General features: G+C 43.2%; 35 protein-coding genes and 1 riboswitch. Of the genes, 20 read left to right on the top strand and 15 right to left on the bottom strand.

What is annotated here, in order from left to right:
• Positions 1-33: 33 nt before the first annotated feature.
• Entirely contained in the window at positions 34-609 is a 576-nt protein-coding gene (locus tag QYB97_RS20255) for an ECF transporter S component (protein ID WP_301167836.1), read from the bottom strand.
• 215 nt (positions 610-824) lie between these two features.
• A riboswitch (FMN riboswitch) is annotated at positions 825-980 on the bottom strand.
• 109 nt (positions 981-1,089) lie between these two features.
• Here QYB97_RS20255 and QYB97_RS20250 point away from each other — a divergent pair.
• On the top strand, positions 1,090-1,440 hold the full coding sequence (locus tag QYB97_RS20250; protein WP_356948199.1) for a hypothetical protein: 351 nt from the start codon (positions 1,090-1,092) through the stop codon (positions 1,438-1,440).
• A 37-nt stretch (positions 1,441-1,477) separates the two neighbouring features.
• Here QYB97_RS20250 and mqnE read toward each other — a convergent pair whose 3' ends face one another.
• Positions 1,478-2,572 (bottom strand): aminofutalosine synthase MqnE, encoded by a 1,095-nt coding sequence (gene mqnE / locus QYB97_RS20245; protein WP_301167835.1) that lies wholly within the window; start codon positions 2,570-2,572, stop codon positions 1,478-1,480.
• A gap of 340 nt (positions 2,573-2,912) precedes the next feature.
• On the opposite strand from mqnE, the gene QYB97_RS20240 reads away from it, so the two are divergent.
• From QYB97_RS20240 to QYB97_RS20230, 3 genes are all read left to right on the top strand, one after another.
• On the top strand, positions 2,913-3,098 hold the full coding sequence (locus tag QYB97_RS20240; RefSeq protein WP_301167834.1) for an aspartyl-phosphate phosphatase Spo0E family protein: 186 nt from the start codon (positions 2,913-2,915) through the stop codon (positions 3,096-3,098).
• Between the two features lie 81 nt (positions 3,099-3,179).
• The gene (locus QYB97_RS20235) at positions 3,180-3,536 is read left to right on the top strand and encodes a HesB/IscA family protein (RefSeq protein WP_301167833.1); all 357 of its coding nucleotides are present in this window, start codon (positions 3,180-3,182) and stop codon (positions 3,534-3,536) included.
• 106 nt (positions 3,537-3,642) lie between these two features.
• Positions 3,643-3,912: a hypothetical protein gene (locus QYB97_RS20230; protein WP_301167832.1), complete on the top strand. Its 270-nt coding sequence runs from the start codon at positions 3,643-3,645 to the stop codon at positions 3,910-3,912.
• A gap of 4 nt (positions 3,913-3,916) precedes the next feature.
• Here QYB97_RS20230 and QYB97_RS20225 read toward each other — a convergent pair whose 3' ends face one another.
• The 3 genes from QYB97_RS20225 to QYB97_RS20215 form a co-directional block, all read right to left on the bottom strand.
• Positions 3,917-4,078: a hypothetical protein gene (locus QYB97_RS20225; RefSeq protein WP_301167831.1), complete on the bottom strand. Its 162-nt coding sequence runs from the start codon at positions 4,076-4,078 to the stop codon at positions 3,917-3,919.
• Between the two features lie 129 nt (positions 4,079-4,207).
• Positions 4,208-4,378 (bottom strand): hypothetical protein, encoded by a 171-nt coding sequence (locus tag QYB97_RS20220; RefSeq protein ID WP_301167830.1) that lies wholly within the window; start codon positions 4,376-4,378, stop codon positions 4,208-4,210.
• A 103-nt stretch (positions 4,379-4,481) separates the two neighbouring features.
• The gene (locus QYB97_RS20215) at positions 4,482-5,462 is read right to left on the bottom strand and encodes an NAD(P)/FAD-dependent oxidoreductase (protein ID WP_301167829.1); all 981 of its coding nucleotides are present in this window, start codon (positions 5,460-5,462) and stop codon (positions 4,482-4,484) included.
• 347 nt (positions 5,463-5,809) lie between these two features.
• Between QYB97_RS20215 and QYB97_RS20210 the strand changes: the two genes are divergently transcribed.
• The 5 genes from QYB97_RS20210 (at position 5,810) to QYB97_RS20190 (ending at position 9,091) form a co-directional block, all read left to right on the top strand.
• Positions 5,810-7,012: an NAD(P)/FAD-dependent oxidoreductase gene (locus QYB97_RS20210; protein WP_301167828.1), complete on the top strand. Its 1,203-nt coding sequence runs from the start codon at positions 5,810-5,812 to the stop codon at positions 7,010-7,012.
• A 96-nt stretch (positions 7,013-7,108) separates the two neighbouring features.
• Entirely contained in the window at positions 7,109-7,591 is a 483-nt protein-coding gene (locus tag QYB97_RS20205; protein WP_301167827.1) for an NUDIX hydrolase, read from the top strand.
• A gap of 142 nt (positions 7,592-7,733) precedes the next feature.
• Positions 7,734-7,868 carry a YuiA family protein gene (locus QYB97_RS20200; protein WP_301167826.1) on the top strand — a complete coding sequence of 45 codons (135 nt, stop codon included), beginning with the start codon at positions 7,734-7,736 and terminating at the stop codon, positions 7,866-7,868.
• Between the two features lie 109 nt (positions 7,869-7,977).
• The gene (locus QYB97_RS20195; RefSeq protein ID WP_301167825.1) at positions 7,978-8,295 is read left to right on the top strand and encodes a YuiB family protein; all 318 of its coding nucleotides are present in this window, start codon (positions 7,978-7,980) and stop codon (positions 8,293-8,295) included.
• Between the two features lie 133 nt (positions 8,296-8,428).
• Complete coding sequence (locus QYB97_RS20190) at positions 8,429-9,091, top strand: 3D domain-containing protein (RefSeq protein WP_301167845.1); 663 nt, start codon at positions 8,429-8,431, stop codon at positions 9,089-9,091.
• Between the two features lie 37 nt (positions 9,092-9,128).
• Here QYB97_RS20190 and QYB97_RS20185 read toward each other — a convergent pair whose 3' ends face one another.
• Positions 9,129-9,923, bottom strand: coding sequence for a cobalamin-binding protein (locus QYB97_RS20185; protein WP_301167824.1), 795 nt, complete (start codon positions 9,921-9,923; stop codon positions 9,129-9,131).
• Positions 9,924-9,935: 12 nt separating this feature from the next.
• Positions 9,936-10,418 carry a divergent PAP2 family protein gene (locus QYB97_RS20180; protein ID WP_301167823.1) on the bottom strand — a complete coding sequence of 161 codons (483 nt, stop codon included), beginning with the start codon at positions 10,416-10,418 and terminating at the stop codon, positions 9,936-9,938.
• Between the two features lie 164 nt (positions 10,419-10,582).
• Between QYB97_RS20180 and QYB97_RS20175 the strand changes: the two genes are divergently transcribed.
• The 3 genes from QYB97_RS20175 to QYB97_RS20165 all read left to right on the top strand — a co-directional run bounded on the left by QYB97_RS20175 (position 10,583) and on the right by QYB97_RS20165 (position 13,587).
• On the top strand, positions 10,583-10,969 hold the full coding sequence (locus tag QYB97_RS20175; RefSeq protein ID WP_301167822.1) for a DUF309 domain-containing protein: 387 nt from the start codon (positions 10,583-10,585) through the stop codon (positions 10,967-10,969).
• A gap of 36 nt (positions 10,970-11,005) precedes the next feature.
• Positions 11,006-12,502 (top strand): leucyl aminopeptidase, encoded by a 1,497-nt coding sequence (locus QYB97_RS20170; RefSeq protein ID WP_301167821.1) that lies wholly within the window; start codon positions 11,006-11,008, stop codon positions 12,500-12,502.
• Positions 12,503-12,651: 149 nt separating this feature from the next.
• Positions 12,652-13,587 carry a cation diffusion facilitator family transporter gene (locus QYB97_RS20165; protein ID WP_301167820.1) on the top strand — a complete coding sequence of 312 codons (936 nt, stop codon included), beginning with the start codon at positions 12,652-12,654 and terminating at the stop codon, positions 13,585-13,587.
• 38 nt (positions 13,588-13,625) lie between these two features.
• Here QYB97_RS20165 and QYB97_RS20160 read toward each other — a convergent pair whose 3' ends face one another.
• From QYB97_RS20160 to QYB97_RS20145, 4 genes are all read right to left on the bottom strand, one after another.
• Positions 13,626-15,599: a M6 family metalloprotease domain-containing protein gene (locus QYB97_RS20160; protein WP_301167819.1), complete on the bottom strand. Its 1,974-nt coding sequence runs from the start codon at positions 15,597-15,599 to the stop codon at positions 13,626-13,628.
• A 578-nt stretch (positions 15,600-16,177) separates the two neighbouring features.
• Positions 16,178-16,513, bottom strand: a complete 336-nt coding sequence (locus tag QYB97_RS20155) for a YrdB family protein (RefSeq protein ID WP_301167818.1) — start codon at positions 16,511-16,513, stop codon at positions 16,178-16,180.
• 12 nt (positions 16,514-16,525) lie between these two features.
• A complete protein-coding gene (locus QYB97_RS20150) occupies positions 16,526-17,011 on the bottom strand; it encodes an MBL fold metallo-hydrolase (RefSeq protein ID WP_356948200.1) in 486 nt (161 codons plus the stop codon).
• Positions 17,012-17,179: 168 nt separating this feature from the next.
• The gene (locus tag QYB97_RS20145) at positions 17,180-17,821 is read right to left on the bottom strand and encodes a TetR/AcrR family transcriptional regulator (protein WP_301167817.1); all 642 of its coding nucleotides are present in this window, start codon (positions 17,819-17,821) and stop codon (positions 17,180-17,182) included.
• Between the two features lie 204 nt (positions 17,822-18,025).
• On the opposite strand from QYB97_RS20145, the gene QYB97_RS20140 reads away from it, so the two are divergent.
• Positions 18,026-19,342: a Na+/H+ antiporter family protein gene (locus tag QYB97_RS20140; RefSeq protein ID WP_301167816.1), complete on the top strand. Its 1,317-nt coding sequence runs from the start codon at positions 18,026-18,028 to the stop codon at positions 19,340-19,342.
• A 48-nt stretch (positions 19,343-19,390) separates the two neighbouring features.
• On the opposite strand, the gene QYB97_RS20135 is transcribed toward QYB97_RS20140, so the two are convergent.
• Complete coding sequence (locus QYB97_RS20135) at positions 19,391-19,984, bottom strand: biotin transporter BioY (protein ID WP_301167815.1); 594 nt, start codon at positions 19,982-19,984, stop codon at positions 19,391-19,393.
• A 116-nt stretch (positions 19,985-20,100) separates the two neighbouring features.
• On the opposite strand from QYB97_RS20135, the gene QYB97_RS20130 reads away from it, so the two are divergent.
• From QYB97_RS20130 to QYB97_RS20120, 3 genes are all read left to right on the top strand, one after another.
• Positions 20,101-20,697, top strand: coding sequence for a sulfite oxidase-like oxidoreductase (locus tag QYB97_RS20130; protein ID WP_301167814.1), 597 nt, complete (start codon positions 20,101-20,103; stop codon positions 20,695-20,697).
• A gap of 298 nt (positions 20,698-20,995) precedes the next feature.
• On the top strand, positions 20,996-21,148 hold the full coding sequence (locus tag QYB97_RS20125; protein WP_301167813.1) for a hypothetical protein: 153 nt from the start codon (positions 20,996-20,998) through the stop codon (positions 21,146-21,148).
• Between the two features lie 88 nt (positions 21,149-21,236).
• Positions 21,237-21,389: a hypothetical protein gene (locus tag QYB97_RS20120; RefSeq protein ID WP_283889727.1), complete on the top strand. Its 153-nt coding sequence runs from the start codon at positions 21,237-21,239 to the stop codon at positions 21,387-21,389.
• A 46-nt stretch (positions 21,390-21,435) separates the two neighbouring features.
• Here the strand turns inward: QYB97_RS20120 and QYB97_RS20115 are convergent, their stop codons facing one another.
• Positions 21,436-22,596 (bottom strand): CapA family protein, encoded by a 1,161-nt coding sequence (locus QYB97_RS20115; protein ID WP_301167812.1) that lies wholly within the window; start codon positions 22,594-22,596, stop codon positions 21,436-21,438.
• A 277-nt stretch (positions 22,597-22,873) separates the two neighbouring features.
• Between QYB97_RS20115 and QYB97_RS20110 the strand changes: the two genes are divergently transcribed.
• From QYB97_RS20110 to QYB97_RS20095, 4 genes are all read left to right on the top strand, one after another.
• Positions 22,874-23,485: a hypothetical protein gene (locus QYB97_RS20110; protein WP_301167811.1), complete on the top strand. Its 612-nt coding sequence runs from the start codon at positions 22,874-22,876 to the stop codon at positions 23,483-23,485.
• Positions 23,486-23,526: 41 nt separating this feature from the next.
• Positions 23,527-24,084 carry a signal peptidase I SipW gene (gene sipW / locus QYB97_RS20105; protein WP_301167810.1) on the top strand — a complete coding sequence of 186 codons (558 nt, stop codon included), beginning with the start codon at positions 23,527-23,529 and terminating at the stop codon, positions 24,082-24,084.
• A 90-nt stretch (positions 24,085-24,174) separates the two neighbouring features.
• Complete coding sequence (locus QYB97_RS20100; protein ID WP_301167809.1) at positions 24,175-24,759, top strand: CalY family protein; 585 nt, start codon at positions 24,175-24,177, stop codon at positions 24,757-24,759.
• A 100-nt stretch (positions 24,760-24,859) separates the two neighbouring features.
• On the top strand, positions 24,860-25,201 hold the full coding sequence (locus tag QYB97_RS20095; protein WP_301167808.1) for a helix-turn-helix domain-containing protein: 342 nt from the start codon (positions 24,860-24,862) through the stop codon (positions 25,199-25,201).
• 184 nt (positions 25,202-25,385) lie between these two features.
• Here QYB97_RS20095 and QYB97_RS20090 read toward each other — a convergent pair whose 3' ends face one another.
• Together QYB97_RS20090 and QYB97_RS20085 are read right to left on the bottom strand one after the other, a co-directional pair.
• Positions 25,386-25,712 (bottom strand): helix-turn-helix domain-containing protein, encoded by a 327-nt coding sequence (locus QYB97_RS20090; protein WP_301167807.1) that lies wholly within the window; start codon positions 25,710-25,712, stop codon positions 25,386-25,388.
• 80 nt (positions 25,713-25,792) lie between these two features.
• Complete coding sequence (locus QYB97_RS20085) at positions 25,793-25,945, bottom strand: anti-repressor SinI family protein (RefSeq protein ID WP_301167844.1); 153 nt, start codon at positions 25,943-25,945, stop codon at positions 25,793-25,795.
• Positions 25,946-25,957: the final 12 nt, after the last annotated feature.

Here is a 25,957-nt window from a genome sequence, read left to right as displayed (position 1 = left end):
AGCTGGCTCAGATGAGCCAGCTTTTGTTTTATTTTAAGAATGTTGATATTGTTTGTTGAGCCAAGGCTGGAGCCTTGAATATAAAATGACAAATAATATGGCGACCACCAGGCCTTTAATTACATTAAACGGCGCAATCCCTACAAGTATGAGGTTCAGCATCGCATCACCGGACATTTGCGGGGAGTTGAGGAACCATGTGTAGGCTGGCAGAATCAGAACATAATTCAATAATGCCATCATAAACGTCATCAGGACGGTACCGGCAATCAACCCGGCAGAAAGACTTTTGGTTGACCGGTGCTTGCGGTAGAAGTAGGATACAGGAACAATGAAAAGGGTTCCTGCGATAAAGTTCGCAGCTTCACCAACGGGTACCCCGGTAAGGTTGCCGACGATTCCATAATGAAGAACGTTTTTGATCGCCTCTACTGCCACACCTGCAAGAGGGCCGAATACGATGGCCGCAAGCAGTGCAGGAACTTCACTGAAGTCAATCTGCAAAAAAGCGGGCAGTCCCGGAAACGGAAAATCCAATAATTGAAGTACGTACGCAATGCTGCTTAGCATGGAAACAGCCACCATCTTATACACTTTTCCCTTGTGCATGTTGAAATCTCTCCTTTTGTTGCGCCATCTCTGATTTCAAATGCAGTGCACTCCGGCTACAATAGAAAACCCCTAGCGTTAATATCGCTAAGGGAGAGTAGTCAGGCATCGTCAAATAAACATTTCAAGGTGTAGTCTGTCCTTAAAACGTACTGAGCGAGGGTTCAGTTATTTTGCAATGGATCACTTTATTGCAAAAGAATCGAACCGTGCACCGTCATCTTCTCCCATCCAGACTGTACTGTCGGCTCTGGAATTACACCAGATCAGCAAGTAAGAAAAACAAAATTTTTCTTACAGCTCACGGGCTGATGAAGAGGGAATCTTCAAATACCGCCGGTCGGGAATTTCACCCTGCCCCGAAGATGGATCGCTATTTTTTTTAAATCTGTGCTTATTATACTGCAGAAAAAAGATTTTGGGAACCATTTAGACTTACAAAAGTTTAGTATGGGATTTTTCATTCAGCAGGTTACATTTATGTACGTCTTGGGTAAAGAAATCACACAGTATTGTCAGCCTGTAGTATACAATAGAAGAACACTAGAGAATAAAAGGAGGGAAAACCTGGCTTCATTGCAAAGAAAGCCAGCAGTTATGTTAAATTTTGAACACTCTTGGCCCTATGAAAAGATGATGGATGATATTTATATAAATGAATGCCCCTACTGCCATACGTCAAACGTGCTGACGACGTTTTCGGAGGAAAAGCTGAACAATGCAAAAGAGGGGATCAAGCAGCTGCTTGTGATGCCCTGCTGCCACAGCAAGCTGACGATTCTGAATGCGGATGAGGATTATTTTTGGACAGAGGAAAAGCTAAGGTCATAAAAAAAACTGCCGGATAGAATAGCCGGCAGTTTGCTTTTTAATATTCTTTGATTACATTGTAGAATGTGTCGCGTTCGACTGGTTTTTTATTAGCGGTTTTAATGAGGTGAACCAGTTCTTTACGAGTAATTCCCGCTGAAGTTAAGGCACCAACTGAGTGGGAGATTCGCTCCTCGATCAGTGTTCCGTGAATGTCATCAGCACCAAAGGTCAATGCCATTTGCGTCAACTGTACGCCAATGTTGATCCAGTAAGCTTTAATGTGATCAAAGTTATCCAGCATTAAACGGCTGATGGCAATGGTGCGCATGTCATCATATGCCGATGTGCGGCGAGTGATTCCCATGTTCGCTGTCCGCGGCTGCATGGCAAGCGGAATAAATACCATAAATCCATTTGTTTTGTCCTGCAGCTGGCGCACACGGTCCATATGGATCAAACGCTCTTCTTTGGATTCGATGGAACCGTATAGCATGGTCGCATGGGTGCGTAGGCCAAGGCCATGGGCAAGCTCATGAGCTTCCAGCCATTGATCAGTGGAGGCTTTGTCCGGGCTCATTTTCTCACGGTAGCGCTCTGTAAGGATTTCAGCTCCGCCTCCAGGCAGGGTGTCCAGTCCGGCTTTAACAAGCTCTTCGAGGACTTCTTTCATGGAAAGGCCGGAAATTCGGGAGAAGAATTCGATTTCAGCTCCTGTATAAGCTTTTACAGCAGCATTTGGGTAATGTTTCTTGAGCACGCGAATCGTATCCAAATAATAATCAAACGGAACTTCATTGTTATGGCCGCCGACAATATGGAATTCGCGGATGTTATCATTCCAGCGTTTTTCTACATATTCCAGAAGCTGTTCCTCATTCATGGTATAGGCGCCTTCTTCGCCAGGCTTGCGCTTAAAGCCGCAGAAGCTGCATGAAGCTTCGCAAACATTGGTCGGGTTGATATACATATTTTCAATGAAATAAACACGATCGCCGTTTTTCCTCAGGTTAGCCTCGTTTGCTAATTGAGCGACACTTAAAATATCGTTCGTTTCGTATAAAAATAAACCGTCTTCAATTGAAAGACGTTCACCGTGACGGATTTTCTCAGCAATGTCATGGATTCTTGTATCCTGTGTAATGATGGCCATTACTTTTCCCCCGTTTCTTATTGGTATGTATATATGTTCTATTGTGCAGGATCTGAACCTGCTGACTCAAACATGTGAAGTATTCCGTAGCCCATTAGGGTCGGGCGAATACGGAATCTATTATACGCTCATTTAATTGGAAGGACAAGAAAGGAACCATTTCCCCCTTTTGTCACATGAATGTAACAAAGGTTACGTATTGTTTACGTTTTGGAAAGAACAACCACAAACGCAAAAAAATATTGCAAAATACAAAGGGGCCGGCATGATTGTCAATATATTGAATTTAGAGTAAAATTATGGAACAGCCAGGTATGGAACGAACCAGGGAGTGTTGCACATGACGAACTTAATGGATGGCGAACGACTTGATAAATATAATGAACAGCTCGAACACCTGCGCCAGCAAATGATTGACACGGCAAACAGCTTGGGTCTTAATCACCCGCAAGTACTGAACTACAGCCGGAAAATAGATGAGACGCATAATATGATCTTAAAAATGGAACAAGAAGAACTGTATTAATAAAGGCAGATGCCTTGAGAGTTTTCTTAAGCACTTGTATACTATAAGTATAAAACCTTCAATGAAGGAGAGTGGATAAAAATGATCGTAAACTTTACTGATGCTGCTGTCAGCCGAATTAAAGAAATGATGGCTGCAGAAGAAGAAACAGGACTATTTCTCCGTGTCGGTGTAAAAGGCGGCGGATGCAGCGGCCTTTCGTATGGCATGGGATTTGATAAAGAAACACAAAGCACTGACCATAAGGAAGAAACCAACGGCCTTAAAGTTGTCGTTGATGCAGAAAGTGCAAAAATTCTCAATGGAACGACTGTTGACTTCAAGCAAAACATGATGGGCGGCGGATTCACCATCAACAATCCGAACGCCATCGCGTCCTGCGGATGCGGATCTTCCTTCCGTACAGCAGTTAATGCCGGAAGTCCGGAAGAGTGCTAATACGCTTCAAATACGAAAAACCCCTGATGAGTCAGGGGTTTTTTGTGTGAACATTTTTATCCAACTGTGAATACCTCTGTATCAATAAAGGGGGAAGCGCAGCGGGATGACAAAATTCGTTATTGAAATAAGAAGACAATCTAAAAACAGGCCGGGCCTTACGGTTGAAATCGAGTTTCCAACACGGGAAGAAGCGGAATCCTACATTCAGTCTGTTTATGATGATTATGTAAAAGGTCAGGAAGATCAAGTAGATTATGAAACCGTCACATACAGTGATGAGAGCTATCAAAAGGAAATCCTTGTCCGCAAACGGGATGAAAAGGGAAAAACCATTTTCAGCTTATTGCTCACGACCTATACGAAACCAGCATGAACCATTAATTCGCTAAAAATAACAGAAACATAAGGCCAATGAGGTCAGACAAAATGGAGCCTCCCACATAAAGCCACTTTTTTCGGCCCACATGTCGGCTGCTGGCCATCATAAGACCGGTCCCCAGGATAAAGCACACAATACCGATAATAATGAAGATGTTCATAGTGACAAACTCCTTTTTCGCTAAAAAAAACCCGGTGTGCCGACACCGGGTTATTGTTATGGGTTTATGAGCAGCACTTGTCTGCTACGGATAGTATAGCACACCCGCTTTACGATACCAACTGTAAAATCATCCCAGTGAACGTTCGATTTCCTGAAGCAATTGTTTCAGCTTGGGCATAGCCTCCTTCACGTTTTCCAGAAAGGATTCATCCGTAATGTGAAGGGTTGCCGTCTTCCGCTGCAGCTCCTGCAGCAGCTCAGCTACCTCAATTTCCTCTTCGGTCCATTGACGGTTCATATTTGTCTTTAGTCCTCCTTTCATAATCCCAGTCGTTGTTGGATTCGAATTTAAGAAATAACCAAAATTAAAGAGCCGGCATAAACCGGCTCTAAGTAATCAATTAAAACAAGCTTGTGCTGTGCTGCGGCTGTGTTTTTGCTTTTGGATCAATATATGTTTTTGCATTGTTCACAGCAGTAGGGGCTTCTCCAAATCCGGCAGCGATCAGTTTGACCTTGCCGTCATACGTACAAATATCTCCGGCTGCATAAATACCGGGAATATTGGTTTCCATTTTGGAATTGACAATGATGGAATTGCGCTCAATATTAAGGCCCCAGTTTTTGATCGGGCCAAGTGAGGAAACAAAGCCATAGTTGACAATCACCGCGTCAACCTCAATTTTTTCCTCCACATCCCCGTTTTCCAGAAGGACATGGGTGATCTTTTCATCATCGTGGATTAATTCTTTAATCTGATAAGGTGTTTTCACTTTCACAGATGAATTGAAGAGTTGTTCCACACTGTGCTCATGAGCACGGAATTTCGCACGTCTGTGGGTCAGGGTAACCTCTTCGGCAATCGGCTCAAGCATAAGAGACCAATCGAGTGCGGAATCACCGCCGCCGGCCACGAGAACCTTTTTACCGGCGAAGGCTTGAAGATCATTGACAAAATAGAGAAGCGATTTTCCTTCAAACTGCTTTGTGTTCTCCAGCTCAAGGCGCCTTGGCTGGAATGCCCCAACGCCTGCAGTAATAATAACTGCTTTTGAATAATGCTTGCCTTTATCTGTGGTCAGTTCGAAATGTTCTTCTTTTTTCTCCACAGTCTGAACGGATTCTTCAAGCACCACTTCAGGATTAAATTGTTCAGCCTGGACTTTAAGGTTATTAACAAGATCCTGAGCCAGTACCTTTGGAAAACCGGCAACGTCATAGATGTATTTTTCAGGGTACAATGCGGAAAGCTGTCCGCCAAGCTGCGGCATGCTTTCAATAATTTTGACCTTCATTTGCCGCATTCCTCCATAGAATGCCGCAAACATACCGGTGGGACCGCCGCCGATTATCGTGATATCATACAGATTTTCTTCCGTCATATTTCCACCCCCGGGGTAAATTTACTCTCTCTTCATTATAGTTAGAAAGAGTATGAAAAGAAAGGATAATACCATATTCGGCATTCCGTCAAAACCCTTATGGGACTTGAAAGGGCTTTTATCTTTCATATTTTAAAAATATGCGCGCCGTTTCTTAAAATTTTCTTAAAAATGGTTGAAACTTGGCCAGAAAAGGAATAAGATTAGAGAGGAAATTATGGTGAAATTGTGACATTTTTCGTCTTTATCTATCCTACTACGTGAAATACGTCACAAACTTTTTTGGCCTTTCATATTTCAATCCATGTTAGGTCAAACTAAAAAAAATCTGAAGTGGAAGTGATCATATGAGTAAGCCAAAAATTTTAATCATTGGTGGAGGATATGGCGGTATGATGTCCGCTGTACGCCTGGAGAAAGAGCTTGGATTGAACAATGCCGAGATTACGCTTGTTAACAAGCACAACTATCACTACCAAACAACTTGGTTGCACGAAAATGCAGCCGGTACGCTGCACCATGACCGTACTCGTATCATGATCGATGACATCATTGATACAAATAAAATCAACTTTGTACAAGATACAGTGGTTGAAATCAAAAAAGACGAAAAGCGCGTCGTTCTCCAAAATGGTGAATTAACATACGATTACCTTATTATTGCTCTTGGATCTGATCCTGAAACTTTCGGTATCCAGGGACTTAAAGAAAATGCAATGAGCATCCGCAGCATCAACTCTGTCCGCGAAATCCGTGAGCATATCGATTATAATTTTGCTCGTTACAACAACGAAGGGCAAAAGCAGGAGCTTATCAATATTGTAGTCGGCGGAGCGGGCTTCACTGGAATCGAGTTTGTCGGTGAATTGGCAGACCGTGTTCCTGAGCTTTGCAAGGAATATGATATTCCTCGCGAAAAAGTACGCATCATCAATATTGAAGCAGCACCAAACGTTCTCCCTGGTTTTGACGAAGAGCTAGTGGAATACGCAATCAACAACCTTGAACGCCGTGGTGTGGAATTCCTTGTAAACACTCCAATTAAAGAGTGTAATGAAGACGGAGTACTTCTTGCATCAGGTGAAGAAATCAAGGCTGCAACCGTTGTTTGGACGGGTGGAGTGCGTGGTAACCATCTAGTTGAAGAAGCTGGATTTGAAACCATGCGCGGACGTGTAAAAGTGGACAAAGACCTTCGTATGCCTGGTTATGACTACATCTTCGTAGTGGGTGACTGTGCGCTGATTATCAATGAAGAAATCAACCGTCCTTATCCTCCAACTGCACAGATTGCGATTCAGCAGGCATATACGCTCGGACGCAACCTGAAAACGCTGATTAACGGCGGCGGAAAGATGGAAGAATTCACGTTCGACAATAAAGGTACAGTTGCTTCTCTAGGTAAAGGCGAAGCGATTGGAGTAGTCGGAAACAAGAAATTGTTCGGATCCACTGCTTCAGCAATGAAAAAAGTCATTGATAACCGCTACCTCTTCTTGCTTGGCGGCGTACCAATGGTCGTTAAAAAAGGTAAGCTTAAATTATTTTAATTAGTATAAGCAGCATATCGAACAGAGTTCCTTTCGGAGCTCTGTTTTTTTTATATATAATAGTGAAGGAAGGCATCGTGTAGGAGGCGAAGGAACATGAGCAAAAAGAAAGACAGAGGCAGCGTATGGCTCGCGGCAGCGGGACTCGTCATTCAAGATGGCAAATGGCTGATGGTCAAAAAGAATTATGGCGGACTTAAAGGCAAGTGGTCGATCCCGGCGGGTTTTGTCAATGCCGGGGAGACAGTGGATGAAGCAGCGGCCCGTGAGGTGAAAGAAGAAACCGGAATCACAAGCAAACCCGTTGGCATCCTGGGAGTAAGGACAGGTGTGATCAATCATGAAATCAGTGATAACATGGTTATTTTCCTCCTTAAACCCACAGGAGGTTCGCTTATTCCACAGGATAGGGAAATCGAAGAGGTAAAGTTTTTGCATCCTGAGGAACTGAGGGAGGACCCTGCAACTTCAGTCATGGTTCATCATTTTTTAAAGGAAAAAGAAGCATCCCTGCTGGAGGATATCAACCCGGGTGATGTCTTCGGGTACACTTCTTATAAAATATTTGATAATCGTTAATATTGTAAGAAAATCGTACAAAGATTCAGATATTTATTGATGTTTACGCTTACATAGGCGATATGGACGAAAATGACCCCTTTTCAAGTTTTTTGTTTCCTGTTATATTATCAGAAAATTCAAACAAGGGGAGTGCCGTCTAATGACAACATCAACACGTACAAAAACACAAGAGAAGTGCCAATATTGTGAGGGAAAAGGCTATTTCCAACTATTATTAGGTGGCTCTGAGACTTGTGAAGAGTGCTGTGGCAGCGGAAAAAAAAGAGACGCATAATAGAGAAGAAGGGGCATCAGGCGATTACCTGATGCTCCTCTTTTATTATCCTTATATTGACTTTAACCCTTTGTTTCAGTAAACTAGCTTTGAATACGGGGGTGAAGAAATGTATTTACCGCAGTTGTTTATTTCCATGCTTTTGTTTATTGTATTATTCTTTGGAATCGGTTTCCTTTTAAACATGCTATTGCGCGCGACTTGGGTAATGGCTGTAATTTATCCCGTTGTCGTTGTAATGATTGTAGATCACGTTAAATTCTTTACATATTTCTCAAGCCCGGCGAAAAGCTTTTCCGAGCTGGGGCAGGATTTCATTCATTTACAAGCCGTTGATATTGCAATCCTGGCATGCGGAATGATTGGCGCTCTTCTGTCCGGAATGGCCATCCGTATGCTGCGGGTAAGAGGATATCAAATGTTTTAGAATCTTCTGTTTGTACAGGAAGGTTCTTTTTTTATGCGTCTTCCTGCGGTATAAAATTTACTTCTCTTGGAAAATACTACGTGAAGAGAGGAGTGAGGGTTTGCGTTATTTCATAAAGAGTGCCAAAAGGCTCATGATGACAATGCTGCTGGTGTGGGCAATGCTTGCTACCCTGTCTTCCATATCAGGAGTAAAGCCGGGTGATGTGTCTCACTATGCAACTGCAAGCTTGCAGGAACCGCAAAAAAATATCTTCGAGCGTGCAGGGGCAAAAGCGATTCTCGTTTTATCACAAGCCATGGAGAAGACTGCCGGCATATGGGGACATGAGTTTAAGGTGAATGCCGAAACATTTCCCCCGAAAACCACGGCATTGGATCAATTTGATGTTTCAGCTTATCCATCGGTCAAAGTCACGGCCACAGGCTATACCGCAGGCGTGGAGTCCACCGGCAAAAGCAAGGCGCATCCTGCCTACGGTATCACCAAATCAGGACTGCGGGTCAAGAGGGATCTTTATTCCACAATCGCAGCGGATCCGGACATCTTTCCGATCGGCACGATTCTGTTTATACCCGGTTATGGTTTTGGGGTGGTTGCCGATACGGGCTCAGCGATAAAAGGCAAAAAGATAGATTTGTATTTTGAAACCATACAGGACGTTTACCAAAAGTGGGGCAAGAAGACCTTAAGTGTTTATGTCGTACAGAAAGGTTCCGGGAGAGTAACCGAAAAGGAACTGAAAATATGGAACGAGCAAAAATCCATGCAGCGCTTCCGTAAACAATTGTATTAGAAAAGCTTCAAGCTCGATGGCTTGAAGCTTTTTTTAGTTAATTGGCCGTTTGAGTCGGCTGCTTTTGCTTCCATAAAACTTGATGAAGCTTTTGCAGCCCGTCGAGCAGTCGGGGAGATGGCCGGCAAAAAAGGTGCTCCTCCAGAATATGTACCTTATTTGCCTTAACCGCCCGCAGGTCTGACCAGCCTGGACGCTTTTCCAGTACTTCGGGTTTAACTTTTTGTTTTCTTACACCGACCCACGCAATGCAAATCTCGTCAGGATCGCGTTTTACCACGTCTTCCCAGGTGGTCTGGATACTTGGCTGCTCTATATCTTCAAATACATTAACAGCCCCAGCCAGGTGGGAGATCTGGGTGAGCCAATTTTGCTTTCCGGGTGTGAATACGGGCTTTGGCCACCATTCCCAATAAAGCTTTTTCTTTTCTTTTACACTTGATGCGAACGTCTTATATTCATTTATCAAATCTTTATATTGAGAAACAAGATAATCCGCACGCTTTTCGACACCGGTTCGTCGGCCGAGGTCTTTCAGGTCCTCTGCAATATCTTCAAGCGTGTTTGGGTTATACACGACATGCGGAATGTTGCGCCGCTCCAGCTCAGCAATGTTTTTTTCCATTCCCGGAACACTTAGGGAAGCGATCACAAGATCTGGCTTTAATTCTTCCACCATCTCCATATTGATCGATAGATCCGGCCCCAATTTTGGCAGGGTGCGAACCCGTTCCGGCCAGTCGGAGAAGTCATCAACCGCCACCAGCTGCTCCGTTAATCCCAGATAATCAACAAGCTCAGTATTACTCGGACAAATAGACACTAATCTCATAATCTTCACCCCTTAAAGAACGAAGAAAAGCCAATAGACAATCAGTGTTTGGACAATTCCAAGCAAGGCGCCGTAAAACACTTCGTCAGGCTGATGTCCAAGAAGCTCCTTTAATTGCTTGTGCTTTTCTTTGACGTCGTTTTTTTTCAGTGCTTCGCTGATTTCCACATGCTCTCGGAAATCAGTTACTAACTTATTCAATACGGCCGCTTGTTCTCCTGCATGCCACCGTATACCTTTGGCGTCATACATGACAATGATGGCAAACATGCAAGCTACGGCGAATATTGAGCTGCCCAATCCTTCTCTAAGAGCAACTCCAGTTGCAAGCCCGGTAACTGCGGCAGAGTGTGAACTTGGCATCCCCCCCGTACTGATAAACAAATCCCATCTCACTTGTTTTGTCTCCAGGTACGTAATAGGTATTTTCAAAAATTGAGCCATTAGTATTCCTAATAAGGAAGCAAGTAAAGGAAAATTAAAAAACAGGTCCATAGATCGTCTCCTCGCAGCCTTTTTCTACAATGTATAGAGATAAGTTTGTTCTAATGATTTCATATTACCCTTTTTTTCCTGTCTGCAATCTTGTTGTTCTTAAGGGAAAAAATAAAGTGATGCCGAAGCAATTTGGTATGATAGAAATGAAAGCAGGTGGGGAAATGAACTATCCTATGGAATACTATCAGTTTTTTATTTCATTCAACGAAGGAGATTATTATACCTGCCATGATCTCCTCGAGGAAATGTGGATGACGGATAAGAGCAATTATTTCCTGAAGGGGCTGCTGCAGATGTCAGTGGCTGTTTATCATTATGAATATGGAAATGTAAAGGGAGCAAGAGCCATGATGAGGGCTGCCCATGATTATTTGAACGACTATCGACCCTTTTATTGGGGAATGAATGTGGAGCAGGTTCATCATTTTGTTGAAGAGTGTTTGAGGAGAATGCCAAAGCAGATTGACAGGGTTCCTTTTGAAGAAGTGAAAAAGCTGCCGGTCCTGCCAGAGCTGATCCTGCTACTAAAAGAGAAGGAAGAAGAATAAACTGACTTTAACACACCTCGAAAAAGGAGGATTTGCATGTATAAGGTAAAAGAAAACTGGAGGAAAGCAGATACAGAGGAAGCGCTGCTTGTCGGCCTATGGGCAGATCATAAAAAATTGGAAGGCATTCCTGCCGAACTTGATGAGGCGTTTAACGGCCATATTACCCAGCTGCTGCGTGAAGGAGATATACTGACACAGGCAAAGGCTGTAACCAAGGTTCATACCTTTGGCATCATCGGGGCCAAGCGGATCTATTTTATCGGGCTTGGGCGCCGTAATGACGCCAAGTACGAAACAATAAGAGAGGCTTTTGGAAGAGCGGTGGGACAGCTGACCCGGGAAAAGCGGGAAAAAGCTGCTGTGGTTATGGAAACCTTTGGAAATGAGAAGATTTCTCCTGAACGACTTGCACACGCACTGGCTGAGGCCGTCACGGCGGCAAGCTACGCGTTTGAAAACTACAAAGAGCGGACCAATGAGCGCGACAAAAAGCTGACAGAGATCAGTGTGTATAGTTCTGACAGCGGTACGGAGAAAGGACTTACGAGCGGTTATGCTTTTGGAACAGGAATCAATACGGCCAGAAACCTTATCAATACACCAGGCAATCTGATGACCCCCACTGATTTGGCTCAAGCTGCCCTGGGAATTGCAAGGAAATACAGAATGGATTATGAGATCCTTGAGCGGGAAGATATGGAAAGGCTCGGTATGGGGGCACTTCTGGCGGTTTCAAAGGGATCGGATGAACCGCCAAAGCTGATTACGGTTAAATATAAGGGGAGGGACACATGGGATCATGTGCTGGCCCTGGTTGGAAAAGGGCTTACGTTCGATTCTGGCGGGTATTCAATCAAACCGGCATCCAATATGCATGAAATGAAAAGCGATATGGGAGGCAGCGCCGCAGTCCTGGGAGCCATGGAGATTGTCGGACAACTGAAGCCGCAAACCAATATCCTCTTTGTTATTCCCTCAAGCGAAAACCTGATAAATGGAAAAGCCATGAAACCCGGAGACGTTTTTACCTCGCTCAGCGGTAAAACGATTGAAGTAAGAAATACGGATGCCGAGGGAAGGCTGATCCTCGCAGATGCCATAACGTATGCTAAAGAAATGGGAGCCAATTATCTGGTTGATGTGGCGACACTGACAGGAGGCGTTGTGGTCGCTCTGGGTGATACTACGACGGGTGCAGTGACCAATAACGAAGATTTTTTTGAGCAGGTGAGGAATTCAGCGGATCATGAGGGAGAATATCTATGGCAGCTGCCAAGCCATCCTCATTTTAGAGAAATGCTGCGCTCAAGTGATGTGGCAGATTTAAATAATTCCACAGGACGGCTGGGCCATGCCATCACAGGGGGTCTTTTTGTGGGAGAATTCGCAGGGAAAACCCCGTGGGTTCACCTGGATATCGCAGGAACGGCGTACTCCTCCAAACCCTCGGCGCTCGGTCCCAAAGGCGCTACCGGCGTTATGGTAAGAACATTGGCGGGCTTAGCGATGAATTTTCAGGCAATGGAATAGAAGTTACCATTAAAAAGCATGGCACGTGTCATGCTTTTTTACATAAAATAAGGGCAAGAAAAAGATTGCGGTACAGAAAAGGCTATACTATAATATAATTATTATCATTTTGTAATTATTTTAAAATAGTAGAGAAAGGGGACTCATTAATGGCTGATTACGATTATCACCACCTCCCTCACGTAAAAGTGCAAAGCCGGTCAAAGAAGACGCTGTGGGTCACTTTGCTGTTAACCCTGTTTTTCACCATTGTTGAAGTAATCGGCGGTTTGGTCTCCAACTCTCTGGCGCTTTTATCCGATTCAGCTCACATGGTTTCCGACGTGCTTGCGTTAAGTTTAAGCATGCTTGCCATTTACCTTGCGACCAGGCAGCCAAACGCCAAATTTTCGTTCGGTTTTCTGCGTTTTGAAATCATTGCTTCCTTCTTGAATGGTCTGGCTCTTGCTGTTATCGCTATAGGGATTTTTATCGAGGGCATTAAGCGTTTTATCCATCCGGAAACGATTAACTTTCAATTAATGCTCATCATTGCGTTCATTGGTTTGGTTGTCAATATTGTGCTCACTATTGTGTTGAGCCGCAGCATGAAGGAAGAAGAGAATCTAAACGTAAAAAGCGCGCTCTGGCATTTTATCGGGGACCTTCTCAGCTCCATCGGAGTTATCCTGGCTGCAGTTTTGATTAAACTCACCAATTTTTACTTTTTTGATCCGCTGATCAGTTTGATTGTAGGGGCCATTATTTTTACTGGCGGCTTTAAAATTTTAAAAGAGTCGTATATGATCTTGATGGAATCTGTTCCTGAAGGACTGGACTTAGAAGAAATCCGTGCTGACATTGCGAAAGTGGAAGGGGTCGAGGATGTCCACGAGCTGCACCTCTGGACCGTTACAACCGATCATCATTCACTTACAGCCCACGTTTTTATCAATGAGCATATACAGCCGTTTTGTGTCATTCTGGCCATTAACGAAATGCTGAAAGAAAAGTATAAATTGAAGCATACCACTGTACAGATTGAACATGCGACCATTCATCATCATGGAGAATACGGTAAGCAGTTTTTAGCACAAAAAACGTAAAAAAGGGCCCTTCGCTTTCATGAAGGGCTCTTTTTTTACTATTTATTATTTCCCGGGGCAACCGTCTGGACCACGGTGGAGCTTTGGCTTTGATCGGTTTCGGATGTACTTGTAAACGTAAGTCTGGTCGGCTTGGGGTTGTCTTTTCCATCTGGAATTTTAACATAAACGGGAACCTGAACGCTTTTCCCCGGTGCTAATTCTATGACGTTGTTTTGCAGCTGAACCTCCCAGCCTGCTTCTGTTTTGGCATGAAGGCGGATCAAATCTTTTGCTTCGCCCGTGTTGGTCACCACGTGATTATATACGGCAACGCGCCCTGGAGCAGCAAACTGATAGGCTCCTCTTTGGGCTTTCACTCCCCGTTCGTACGGTCCGGAACCATCCAGGTTTCTGACAGCCACACGATAGGTGAGGGCACCCTGATCATCGGTTTTCTTTTTCAGGATATAAAAATGCAGTCGGTTATACGAATCCTCATACTCACTGACCACTCCGTCACCTGTACCTGCTTTGAACAGGGAGTCGGCAAGCTGCTGGAAATCTCCCTTGGACAGCATCGCCGTCGATCCGTCCGGCCGTTTAAAGTCGGTTTGATTTATGTCCTCTTTGTGGGAATCAACCACCCAGATATTTGGGGCAGCTTCTGTATTTTTTGTTTTGGCAAGCAATACGCCGGAGTCTGGTACAAAGGAGTCATAGCCGACACGGTCAACAACTTCAAGTGTATAGTTGTTGTACCATTTGGCTCCCCGCTGCATATCCGCGCGCCAGTCATCTTCAAGCGAGTTAGGCGGCGTTAAATCTTCCATTTTAATGTTGATGCCATACAAGCCCTGTCTCCTGAATTCCTTGCCACTTGGCACTTCGCGGGCTAATATGTTGGCATAAACGGGTCCCGTCTGCGCCAGCTCGTCGCGGTCCACATTTAAATACTGATCGTCGGCCAGAAATCCTTGTTTGATTTTGTTTCTGAGCATATGGTGGGATGGAGCCGATGCACCAAGCGTTCCCGGAACCATCCAGCGGGTGTGCGGGCCACCCGGGCCGTTGAAGCTTCCCCGGCTCATCAGCTCCCAAGGGCCGGAATACGAGCGGGATACCGGTTTCCCGTAAGGATTGTTGTAGTTATCGCCAAGGGACATAATGTGCCCGAATTCATGGGCGAACGTTCCCATACCGTCATTTTCCCCTTGTATGGACGTTCCTCCTCCGGCACTGGACCAAATGCCTTTTGCCGCATACCAGGACGTCCATGGTACATAGCGGGTAACAGCTGAATTAGGCATATCAGGATTAGGCGGTCCGAATTCATCTGTCACACTCTCAGGATTTTGGAACATCATTTCACCAAGCTCCTGCCAGACTCCGGATTCATCATAGCCCGCGTGCACTACGAATTTAAAATCATATTTTTCGCCGGATGCATCGATATCTGCCTGTGCTTTCTGGATTGCTTCCGAGCGGAGGTTTTTCCCTGAAAAACCTGGAGGCATGTTTTGCATCTGATTAAATTCATTCAGCCCATATTGAAATTCATTGGAATCCATGCGGTATGTACCAAAAGCATCAAGATCAACAGCCCATTTACCGAAGGAGTTTTCTCTCCAATACTCATTGATCGTTCTGTAGTTATTCAGCGCCTGGGGTTTGTTCAGAAAATCGAGCCAAAACTGTCCCATTTTATCGCGGGGTATGTTTCCTGTTTTGATAGGGTTTCCTGCAATTTCGGAGCCTTCAGGCTGGCTCAGCATAAATTCACGATCCGGAAAATCAACGATGATTAAAGCTCCTTTCAACACTCTTTCCGGTTTAACATCCGAATTTCGCCAGTCAATCCCTGGCACAGGCCGGTAATCACCCCAGGTCATGTCACGGGGAAGCTTCCAAGACTCCTTGTCCACAGGCTGGGGAAAGGTTTTCAAACCTGGCTGGTCCGCATACGCCGGAGCAGAAACGGACATCAGCAGAAAAAAAGAGAGGGGTAAAACAAAGGACTTTTTTCTCACCATAGGCACAGTAACCTCTTTCTTTGATTTATTTGATTATTCAATAAATACCATATTTGGTTGCTGTATACCTGTTTTAACCCTCGTTTGTCGAAAGGATAGGAAATTTATACCAAGTTAATTAGTTAGCTTTATACAATTCATAGGCTTATTGGCACGGAGGAATCGAAGGGAGAAAAGAGCCTTATTAGACAACAGGAACAATTCCATTTACAATAAGGTCAAGAAGTTTTCACCGTAAAGGGGTTTATTATGAACGAAAAAAAATCCGTCTTAGCGCAAATTACTTGGGGTATCATCCTTCTTATACCGATTTTGATTATCGTGTTTTCAATCGTCGCTATTTTTCGGTATATCTTTAGGTAACATCATTGAAAGCAGGCCAGTAAAATTTTGATTTCGGCCAGTAAATCTTCAATTCTCGCCAGTAAATGTTTTAAACTGGCCAGCAAATTCTTCAAACGGGCTTGTAAACAGCCTACCCATGAAAAAATATGGCTTTGCCCACCCCCTAATTTGGGGAAGAGCGCTTGCTTTTATTAATAAAAAGAGATAACCAGCCTTATTTGGCTGGTTTTTTTCTAAAATTCAAAAAATCGGATGAGCAACAGACCTATGCTTGAAATAATGATAAAAATCCATGCGCTTAGGCAAAGGCCTGTGACATAAAGTGCCCTTGCACCGACCGCGAATATCAGAAGCTGGAGTACTGTCCTCCAAAAGGGAGGTAGCAAGTATGCGGCTTTAGGAGAAAGAAAAAGTCCCCAAATCATTGCAATAATAAGAGGGACTGTGAAACATAATACATATTTTGTAAACCCATTTGTTTGGTGATAACCCCATAAACCAAAAGCATAAAGCACAATTAGTTCAGAAAGAAACATCATACCGAGCAAAACCGGTTTAAAAATGATCATCTTCATTCTCCATCATGAATTATTTTTTCGATAGGCTTCCATTTGTTCTCCGGGATTGAACACACTATTCCCGTGGCATACTTCCAAGCGTTTCGGACGGAGCCTGCTGACAATTTCGGCGCTTTGCACTGCTTCTTCCATGTTAGCCGTAAACATCGGCACGGGCTTTTTCAGCCTTCCTTTTTTCGATGTGAACAAATCTCCTGCAAGTAAAACCTGATCTACTTCATGATAAAAAACCACATGGCCCGGAGAGTGTCCAGGTGTAAAATACGGTTTCAGTCCGCCGATTGAGGATAATTCACTGGCATTGTTCGATGGTAATGGCTCTGTCAGGCCGGATGAAACGGTTTCCGCAGCTTTTTTGCGGCGTGGATACGGAAGCTCTCCTTCAAGGTAAGGTAACTCAACCGGATGGGCATACACGGGAACCGAATGCATTTGTCTAACTTTATTGATGGACCCTGTATGGTCTGAATGGCCGTGGGTAAGAACAATACGCTGAAGGGTCCGGCATTCAGATCCTGGACCGTTTTTAAAATCCCCTTCGACATTAGCGGAATTCCTGCATCTACCAGAGTAAGCCCCGATTCATCCTTTACGATCCAAATCTGAACAGGAAAAAGCATCCATGTTTTTAAACTCCAAATATGCTCAGAAATTTGGTTAACCTTCATCGTTTTCCACTCCTTGTTTCATGATTTCCCGAAACCCCAAAAGCATTGCCTCCACACTCAAATCAAATGTAGATGAAAGGCGTGCTGTCAAATCTTCCAGTGGTTCCTTATTTTCAATATAGGTACTGATTATTCCGTGCAAGTTATAAAAAAGAGCTCGTGCAAAACTCAGCGATTTTTTTTCATCTGAAAGCCGAAGAGCATTCTGCAGCATTTGCCTGAGGAGCTGAAAAAGCTCGATTCTGACATTATGGATCTGAAGTTTTGGGTCTTTCTCATCCACTCTCGTTGCATTTGCTGTCATGAAAGTGGAATACATGCTCTTATGCTGAAGACAGAATGTAATAAAGGAGGAACACATTCCCTTTAATTTAGCCCAATCATCCACTTCATTTGAATGAGTTATACTGTTCATTTTCTCCGAAAGCTGTTGTAACAGCGGCATGGCCAATTGATGCAGCAGCGATTCTTTATCTTTGTAATAAAGGTAGATGGCCGTGTGTGAGCATCCCGCTTCTTTGGCAATTTGCCGTATCGTAACACTTTCATACCCATGTGTCATAAAAAGCTTTCCTGCTGCCTTTAATATGTTTTTCTTGGTTTCTTCCGACCGTGTATGTTTAGAACTCAATACGCATTCTCCTAACCAATGGTTACTAACCACTGGTTATAATATATGTTTCTTCTTATATTTTTGTCAAAAGGTATCGTTCGACAATTTTCCTACCTTTTACATTGACAGCACTTGTGGTTCATGTTAATTTGTTATAGGTTTAATACATTAGTAATTTAGTGAGATAAAGTGCAGCTTTGTTGAACATCAGGGGGAAGTAGAGTGAATTCTGTAGTTATTGCAGTAGCGATCATGCTGCTGTTAAGCATATTTCGCATTCATGTGGTATTATCTTTGATTATTGGATCATTGGCCGGGGGACTGATCGGCGGTCTTGGGCTGGAGAAGACCATTAGTGTTTTCAGCGATGGGTTAGGATCAAATGCCGTTGTTGCTTTGAGCTATGCGATGCTGGGAAGTTTTGCGGTTGGGCTCTCAAAAACCGGTCTGCCGGACGTTATGGTAAAAACCGCTTTGAAACTGGTAACAAAAAAAGGGGAAAACCGGAGAGCATCTCTCTCCAAGGCTCTTATCATCATTATTATTTTGATGCTGTCCTGTTTTTCGCAAAACGTAATACCGGTTCATATTGCGATCATACCTATTTTTATCCCGCCGCTTATTAAAATTTTAAATGAGCTGAAGGTAGACCGGAGATTGGTGGCAACGGTCATTACCTTTGGATTGATCACACCGTATATGTGGTTTCCGGTTGGATTCGGCAGCATTTTCCATGAGGTGCTGCAGACGAACATGAAAGACAGCGGATTGAATGTGAAACTGGATCTGATCCCGCAAGTCATGTCCATCCCTTCTCTCGGAATGATCGTTGGACTTCTAACGGCTATTTTTATAACGTACAGAAAACCGCGTGATTACGTGGTAACAGATGGCGCGGTCGTGACGGAGGATCATCCGTATACGACCCGTTCCCTAATGGTTGCAGGTCTTTCGATTGTCGCAACACTTGCGGTTCAATTGTTGACAGACTCAATGATTTTTGGAGCGCTCAGCGGGATTATCGTACTTTATTTCAGCGGCAGCTTTAAGGTGAAAAGCTCAGATCTTCTGTTAACAGAAGGCATGAAGATGATGTCATTTATCGGTTTTGTGATGCTTTCTGCTGCAGGATTTGCCGAAGTCATGAGAAAAACAGGAGACGTGGAAACACTGGTGAAAGAAAGTGCTGCGTTCATTGGCAATAACCAGGCGCTGGGCGCAATCCTGATGCTCGTTATCGGCCTTTTGGTAACCATGGGAATCGGTTCATCCTTTTCTACCATTCCCATCATCACAACCATTTTTGTCCCTTTATGTATGGAGCTGGGCTTCAGTGTGGCGGCGACAACGGCTCTTATCGGTACAGCCGCTGCTCTTGGAGATGCAGGATCACCCGCTTCTGACAGCACACTGGGACCGACGTCCGGTTTGAATGTGGACGGGCAGCATAATCATATTTGGGATACGTGTATCCCAACTTTCCTGCACTACAATATTCCGTTAATTGCTTTTGGATTTATCGCAGCAATGGTGTTATAGCGTAGAAAAAGAGGTAAACTCTACTTAGTAGAGCTTACCTCTTTTTTGTTAAGCCGCGTTATGGCTGTAACGGTTTTTTCGATTTTTCGAGACAGCTTTATAGATTCTCGGAGAAATTACAGCGGTGACCGCCGTCAATAAGATATCCTTTGGAAGGAAGATCAGCATCCCTTTCCATGTGCCAAGGTAGGTTACCCCATCGATGGCTGCCCAGTTGGTTAGCGCCAAATAAAGCAGGGTTGTTCCAACAGCATAGTTAACAATCAAGCCGATAAATGAGGCAGTAAGGAAAACAGGAAAGCTTGGCTTTTTTGCTTTCTCTAGTACAATTCCTGCCGCATAAGCCGCAATAATATATGATAAAATAAAGCCGAATGACGGACTGAAGATGGTGGACGGACCGCCTGAAAACTTGGCAAACACAGGAGCACCCGCAAGTCCGACCAGCATGTAGACAATCATTGATACGGCACCCAGACGGCTCCCAAGAAGAAGTCCTGCCAGGATACAAAAGAAGGTTTGAAGAGTGATCGGCACGGACCCAAAAGCCAATGCAGGTATCCAGGATGTAATGTTTGCCCCAACGGCCATTAATGCTGCAAACATGGCTGCAAGGGTTAAATCGCTCGCTTTAAATTTCATAATGTTCACCCCAAAAGTTAATTATTAATCTATCCTGATGGTAATTCAGGGTGGTGCTTATTGTCAACTTAAATTTTATATAAGGTTAACAAATGAATTCTGATGGAGGAATGAACATGTTTTTTGGAAAACCGAAAGTAAAGAAAGATAATGACCGGGTGCCGCCCAATCAGAATGTCACCACAAAATGGCCGGTGCTTCACGTGGGGAATGTTCCCAATTATAAAGATCTGTCAGAATGGGATTTAAAAATATATGGAATGGTAGAGAACCCTGCGACATTCACGTATGAGGATCTTCTTGCCTTGCCGCGAGCCTCGTCAAAGAATGATATTCATTGTGTGACCGGCTGGTCAAAGTTTGATAATGTTTGGGAAGGTGTAGCGGTTAAAGATGTCGTAAAAGAGGTGGGAATTCACCCATCTGCTAAATACGTTCTATTGCATGCTGAAGAAGGATGGACGACAAATCTTCCGCTAGAGGACTTCTTAAAGGAAACCAGTCTCCTCGCTCATACACATAATGGCGAATCCCTGACACCGGAACATGGCTATCCGCTAAGGGCAGTTGTTCCGCATCTGTATTTTTGGAAAAGTGCCAAATGGCTCCGCGGCATTGAGTTTCTGCCTATGGAAACACCGGGTTTCTGGGAGAAAAATGGGTACCATATGTATGGAGACCCATGGAAAGAAGAGCGCTTTAGCTGGGACTGACTGTATACTTTTATAAAAACATACAGCACTGTATTGCTAATAGTAGAAGGAGCAGCAACATTTATGGCTGCTTCTTTTTGCTTCCTAAAAATAGTAAACAAAAACCTAAAATCTTCCTACTTGTTTAATGAGGAATAAATCTTTTATAATTCATTTAAAGAAAACGCTTTCATAAAGTGATAATGAAATGAAAATTTAAATAAAAAGGAAGAAGGAATTTTGTCAGAAATATCTAACAATATTAAAGAAATAGCAGTCTTCTTTTTTGAATATACTACGAGAGAAGGAGGCAGGTGCCATGGATTTCGTAAATAATGAACAAAATCAGACGGCCGAACATCTTAATGCCCAGTCGGAATGCTGCATGGTTTGCAACAACGAGCTTTTGAGCTGGGAAGAAAAAGAAATATCCATTTGCGACCATTGTGTCAGTAGAGCCATAGGTGATTAGCATTCCAAACCGGAATGCTTTTTCTTTTGGAATCAGATGTCCACTTTTTTCACAGACTATAGATAAAATGATTGAGGAGGAATGAATCATGGCTAAACGAAAACAGTCTAAGGACGCAGCAGCAAAAAATAATCACACTCCGACAGAAAGTATGACCGATATCGAATTTTCTGATGACAAGTTTGTGGATGAACTGCCAACACGTGATACCCAAAGCCCTAAATCAAAAGGTGAAGCATAAAAAAGAGGCCCCGGCACATGCCGGGACCTCTTTTTTATAATCTGTATTAAAGTGAAAATTGCAGTTCGGGTACATATTGGTTCATGTGTTTTTTGATTTCTTCGTATTTCTTTTGCTGGGAAGGAACCTGCTCCATTGGATGTACATGCCAGGAAGGATCAACCCAGGTCGGTAAAAAGGAAGGCTTCTCCAATGTAATCTTCTCGTTGTTGCCTGTTACCGTTTTCTTCACAGAAATCTCCATTATGCCTCCAATATTTTTATAGGGACCGGTTTGTCCTGAAAAGAAGTTGCCAAGTGAATAAGCAACAAAGGTACGTTCCCCGTTCCTTTTCTTGATCCAGGTCACAGGCTGCAGGACATGAGGATGATGGCCGATAATAATATCCGCTCCTGCATTGGCGGCCATACGGGTTAACTTCTTTTGTTCCTCATTGGGCATCCGTTCATATTCATTGCCGAAGTGTAAACTAAGGACCACAACATCTGATATCTTTTCTGCCTGTTGGATTCCTTCTTTTATTTTGGCTTCATCAATCAAATTGACAAGATAGGGCTTATCCTTGGGAACAGGAATTCCGTTCGTGCCGAACGTGAAGCTCAAGAATGAAAACGTAATATCATTTTGTTTTAAGGTCCGGATGGTTTTTTGATCCTCAGCGGATTTAAAGGATCCGGTGTAGGGCATGTCGATTTTGTTCCAATGCTCAATAGCACTGAGGATTGCCTTCTCCCCACGGTCCAGGGTGTGGTTATTGGCCAAAGTGACCAGGTCGACACCATTTTCCTTCAACGCGTCTCCTACTTCCTTTGGTGAATTAAAGGAAGGATAAGAAGATAACCCTATTTTTTCCCCGCCAATCATCGTTTCCTGATTCGCCACGGTTATATCGGGTTTTCCCAGATAAGGTTTAACCTCTTTTAGCATTGGATTGAAATCATAAGAACCGTTCTTTGTTTTTGCTTTATTGTAGACACGGTCATGAATCAGAATATCGCCGACTGCTCCAAGGGTTGCCTCATGAGTGATGGTTCTTGGCTTTTCTGGCTGCCCGGGCGCTTTCTTAGTGTTGCCGTTGGTATTATGGTCACTTGTTTTTACGTTCTCTTCTTTTGAAGGCGCTATTGTTTTATTTGAGTAAAACGGCAAAAAAATAGCCACCAAAATGAGCACGGCAATTCCTGCAAAAATCGCTGTTTTTTTCATTATACGTTCTCCTCCTACCTACATAGTAGGCGATTCAGTATAAATATCAAGATTAATTTATCAATTGTTCTATAAAATGAACGCTAATTATGGCGAATTTTACGAAAAATTGCGATAAATCACGATAAATAGAGAAAAATGGAAATTTTGTCTGCTAAAAAGAACAATTACCCCGAAAAATAGTGTTTTCTTCTCCTAATAAAACATGACATACTAAGTAAGAAAGTTGTTCTTAGTAGAGAACGGTAGATTATACAATTTGTTTGTAAGGAGGAAGATGAACATCAAACGTTCTCCATACCGCAGTTGGTTCATGCGGTTGACTATAAAACTGTCAATTATTTGTTATATTATCTTTTTTGCATTTATAAATCTATATTCGCCTACAAACGCTTCCTACAGTGATAAGGAAGTCGTTACCGGGACAATCACAGCAAAAGTGACAGATCCATCAACAGAATGTATCAAGTCTTCTTCTCCAAGCGGCAAAGAAGCCTCCTGTGAGGATGGCGATAAACCTGCTGACAAGAAAGAGGACAGTAAAGACAAAAAGCAGGATGAAAAGATTGAGCCTGCAAAACCAAAAGAAGATAAGGAACAGGCTCAGGCTGACAAAAAGCAACCCGTTAAACCGGCAGTCCCAGCACAGAAGCAGCCTGAAACCAAAACCGAAACAAAACCGCCTGCCAAACCGGATCCGGAAACAAGGCCACCTGCCGAAAAGCCTGAATCAACGCCAGAGAAAGCAACAGATGATCAACCTGATAAGAAAACAGATGAAACCACTAATCAAGACGATTCCAGCCAATCTGCCCAGGCTAAAGAGCAAAAGCAGGAAGAAGTGAAGCAAGACCCATCAACAGGGAGTAAAGCGTCGGAAGAACAGTAATCATCCCGACTTTATTCCTTTAATAAGGAGTGGTACAGCTTATGGCAACTTTGGGAAAGTGGATCAGTAATTTAATTACAGGTGTCCTTTTTGTTACCTTGCTATTTATGTTGTTCGTTGTTATTTCAACGAAAGCTTCCGGCGGAGAACCCGCTTTCAACGGGTATCAGCTGAAAACGGTCTTATCCGGATCCATGGAGCCTGATATTCAAACCGGTTCAATCATAGCAGTAAAGCCTGGTGGAGACTTGACCCGTTTTCAAAAAGGGGATGTGATCACCTTTAAGGCTTCTGAACATAAATTGATTACCCACCGCATTTATAAGGTGGAGGGCAAGGGTGACAATGTCAGATATGTTACCAAAGGGGACAATAACAACGCACCGGATCCCGAGCCGGTTCTGGCAGCCAATGTTGTCGCCCAGTATAACGGCTTTACCATCCCGTATATCGGTTATGGTATGGAATTTGCCCAATCCAAAAAAGGAACCATGTTACTTATGATTGTCCCTGGAATTCTCTTGCTCATTTACTCAGTCATCACGATCTGGAAAGCCATCCGGGAAGTCGAAATTTCAAAGAAAGAAAGTACTCTCTAGCGTAAGATTGTTCACTGCACTGATTATCTTTGCAGGTTCAATATAAAAAATGATCATATTCCCATTTACATGGGAGAGGGAGGAATAGAAATGAGTTTGAAAAAGAAATTAGGACTAGGTGTGGCATCAGCAGCTTTGGGGCTGTCTTTAATCGGTGGAGGTACATACGCGTATTTCAGTGACTCTGCAGAAGCTTCCAGCACATTTGCTGCAGGAACACTGGATATCAATACAGATCCATCAACCATTGTTGACGTTTCGAATCTTAAGCCAGGAGATTATGTCCTTCGTTCATTCGACTTGAAGAATGACGGAACTCTTGATGTTAAGAAAATTCTTTTGGATACAGACTACACAGTAACCGATGCTAAAGGCGATAATGCTGGCGAAGATTTCGGGAAGCATATCCAGGTTGATTTCCTCTACAACTCTGACAAAGACAATGATGTAATTTACAGCACAACGCTTGCTGATCTTAAAGATATGAAAAATCCTGATGCGGTTGCCAAAGGATGGATGGGCGAGAAAAAAGGCCTTAAAGCAGGAGATAGCGATGAAATGCTTGTTATGTTTACATTTGTAGATAATGGCCAGGACCAAAACAAATTCCAGGGAGATTCTTTATCCTTGAAATGGACATTCAACGCACAACAAGGTGCTGGAGAAGCGAAGTAAGGATTAAGGCAAAGGTGGGAATCTTATTCTCACCTTTCCTTTTTTACAACCAGAGAAAAAGGCTAGAAGCTTTTTAGTTTCAGCAAAGGAAGACAAAGACTTGGAAAATTTCATCGGAAAACAAATCAAACAAATGCGGCAAAAAAAAGGATGGAGCATCACTAAATTGGCTGAACGCTCAGGCGTATCCAAAGGGTATGTCAGCAGTATTGAAAACCATAAAACAAATCCATCTGCGCAAATGATTATGAAAGTTGCCAGAGCCTTGGAGGTACCGGTGGAAAAATTAGTGAATAACAATGAATATACCCTGGATCACGGTTGGGTGGAATTGATCGTACAAGCGAAGGAAATCGGCATTGAGCGTGAGGAAATAAGAGAATTTTTAGCCTATGAAAGCTGGAAAATCAAGAACAAGGGTATGAACGATGATTCGTTATAAAAGGAATGTACCGGAGTGAAACTGTATCCATAAGGGAAAATTGCTATAATGATATGCCCCTTTCGAATTTACCAGGCGGAAACTCTATTAACTTCAGAATAAAAGACGGCTGGCAGCCGCTTATTATAAACACTATGAAAATAAATAAAGCTATATAAACAAGCCGACATGTACCAATGTCGGCTTAATTTTGCGTATTTCTCCATTTATTAAATTCAAGGAATTCTTTAAACTGATCCTTGCTGACTCCTGAATCCATGGCTTCCTTTACAAGATCCGCCCATTCATGATCAAGTTCACTCTCATTGACTTCTGATTTTTCATTCAAAAGCTTCTCTACTGGAATATCAAGTACAGCTGATAATTTTTCCAACAATTGCACAGATGGGTTGGTTTGGATGTTTCGTTCCAGAGAGCTGAGATAGGACTTGGCGATACCTGCTCGTTCCGCTAACGCCGATAAAGAGAGGCCTTTTTCTTTTCGATACTTTTTTACAAGTTCACCAATCACTATTATCCCTCTTTTTTACTACTAATTTGATTATATTATACAATTAAGGTCTGTATCATGTAAATAGAACGAAAGCGGCATCACAAGGATGTCGCTTTTATTCGGGGATTTATAGGAGGCATGGCATAGCCCTTATGCAGGTATGTACGGACTTCTTCAATACTTATTCCCATTTTTTTAGCTTGCAGAATTAAATTAACCCACTCTTGGTCCAAGTGTTCTTTCCTATTCATCATCAATTCCTC

The sequence above is a fragment of the Fictibacillus fluitans genome (assembly GCF_030418125.1).
Lineage (GTDB): Bacteria > Bacillota > Bacilli > Bacillales > Fictibacillaceae > Fictibacillus_C > Fictibacillus_C fluitans.
Note: the sequence above shows the minus strand (reverse complement) of the source record. Positions and strands in the feature narration are given on the sequence as shown.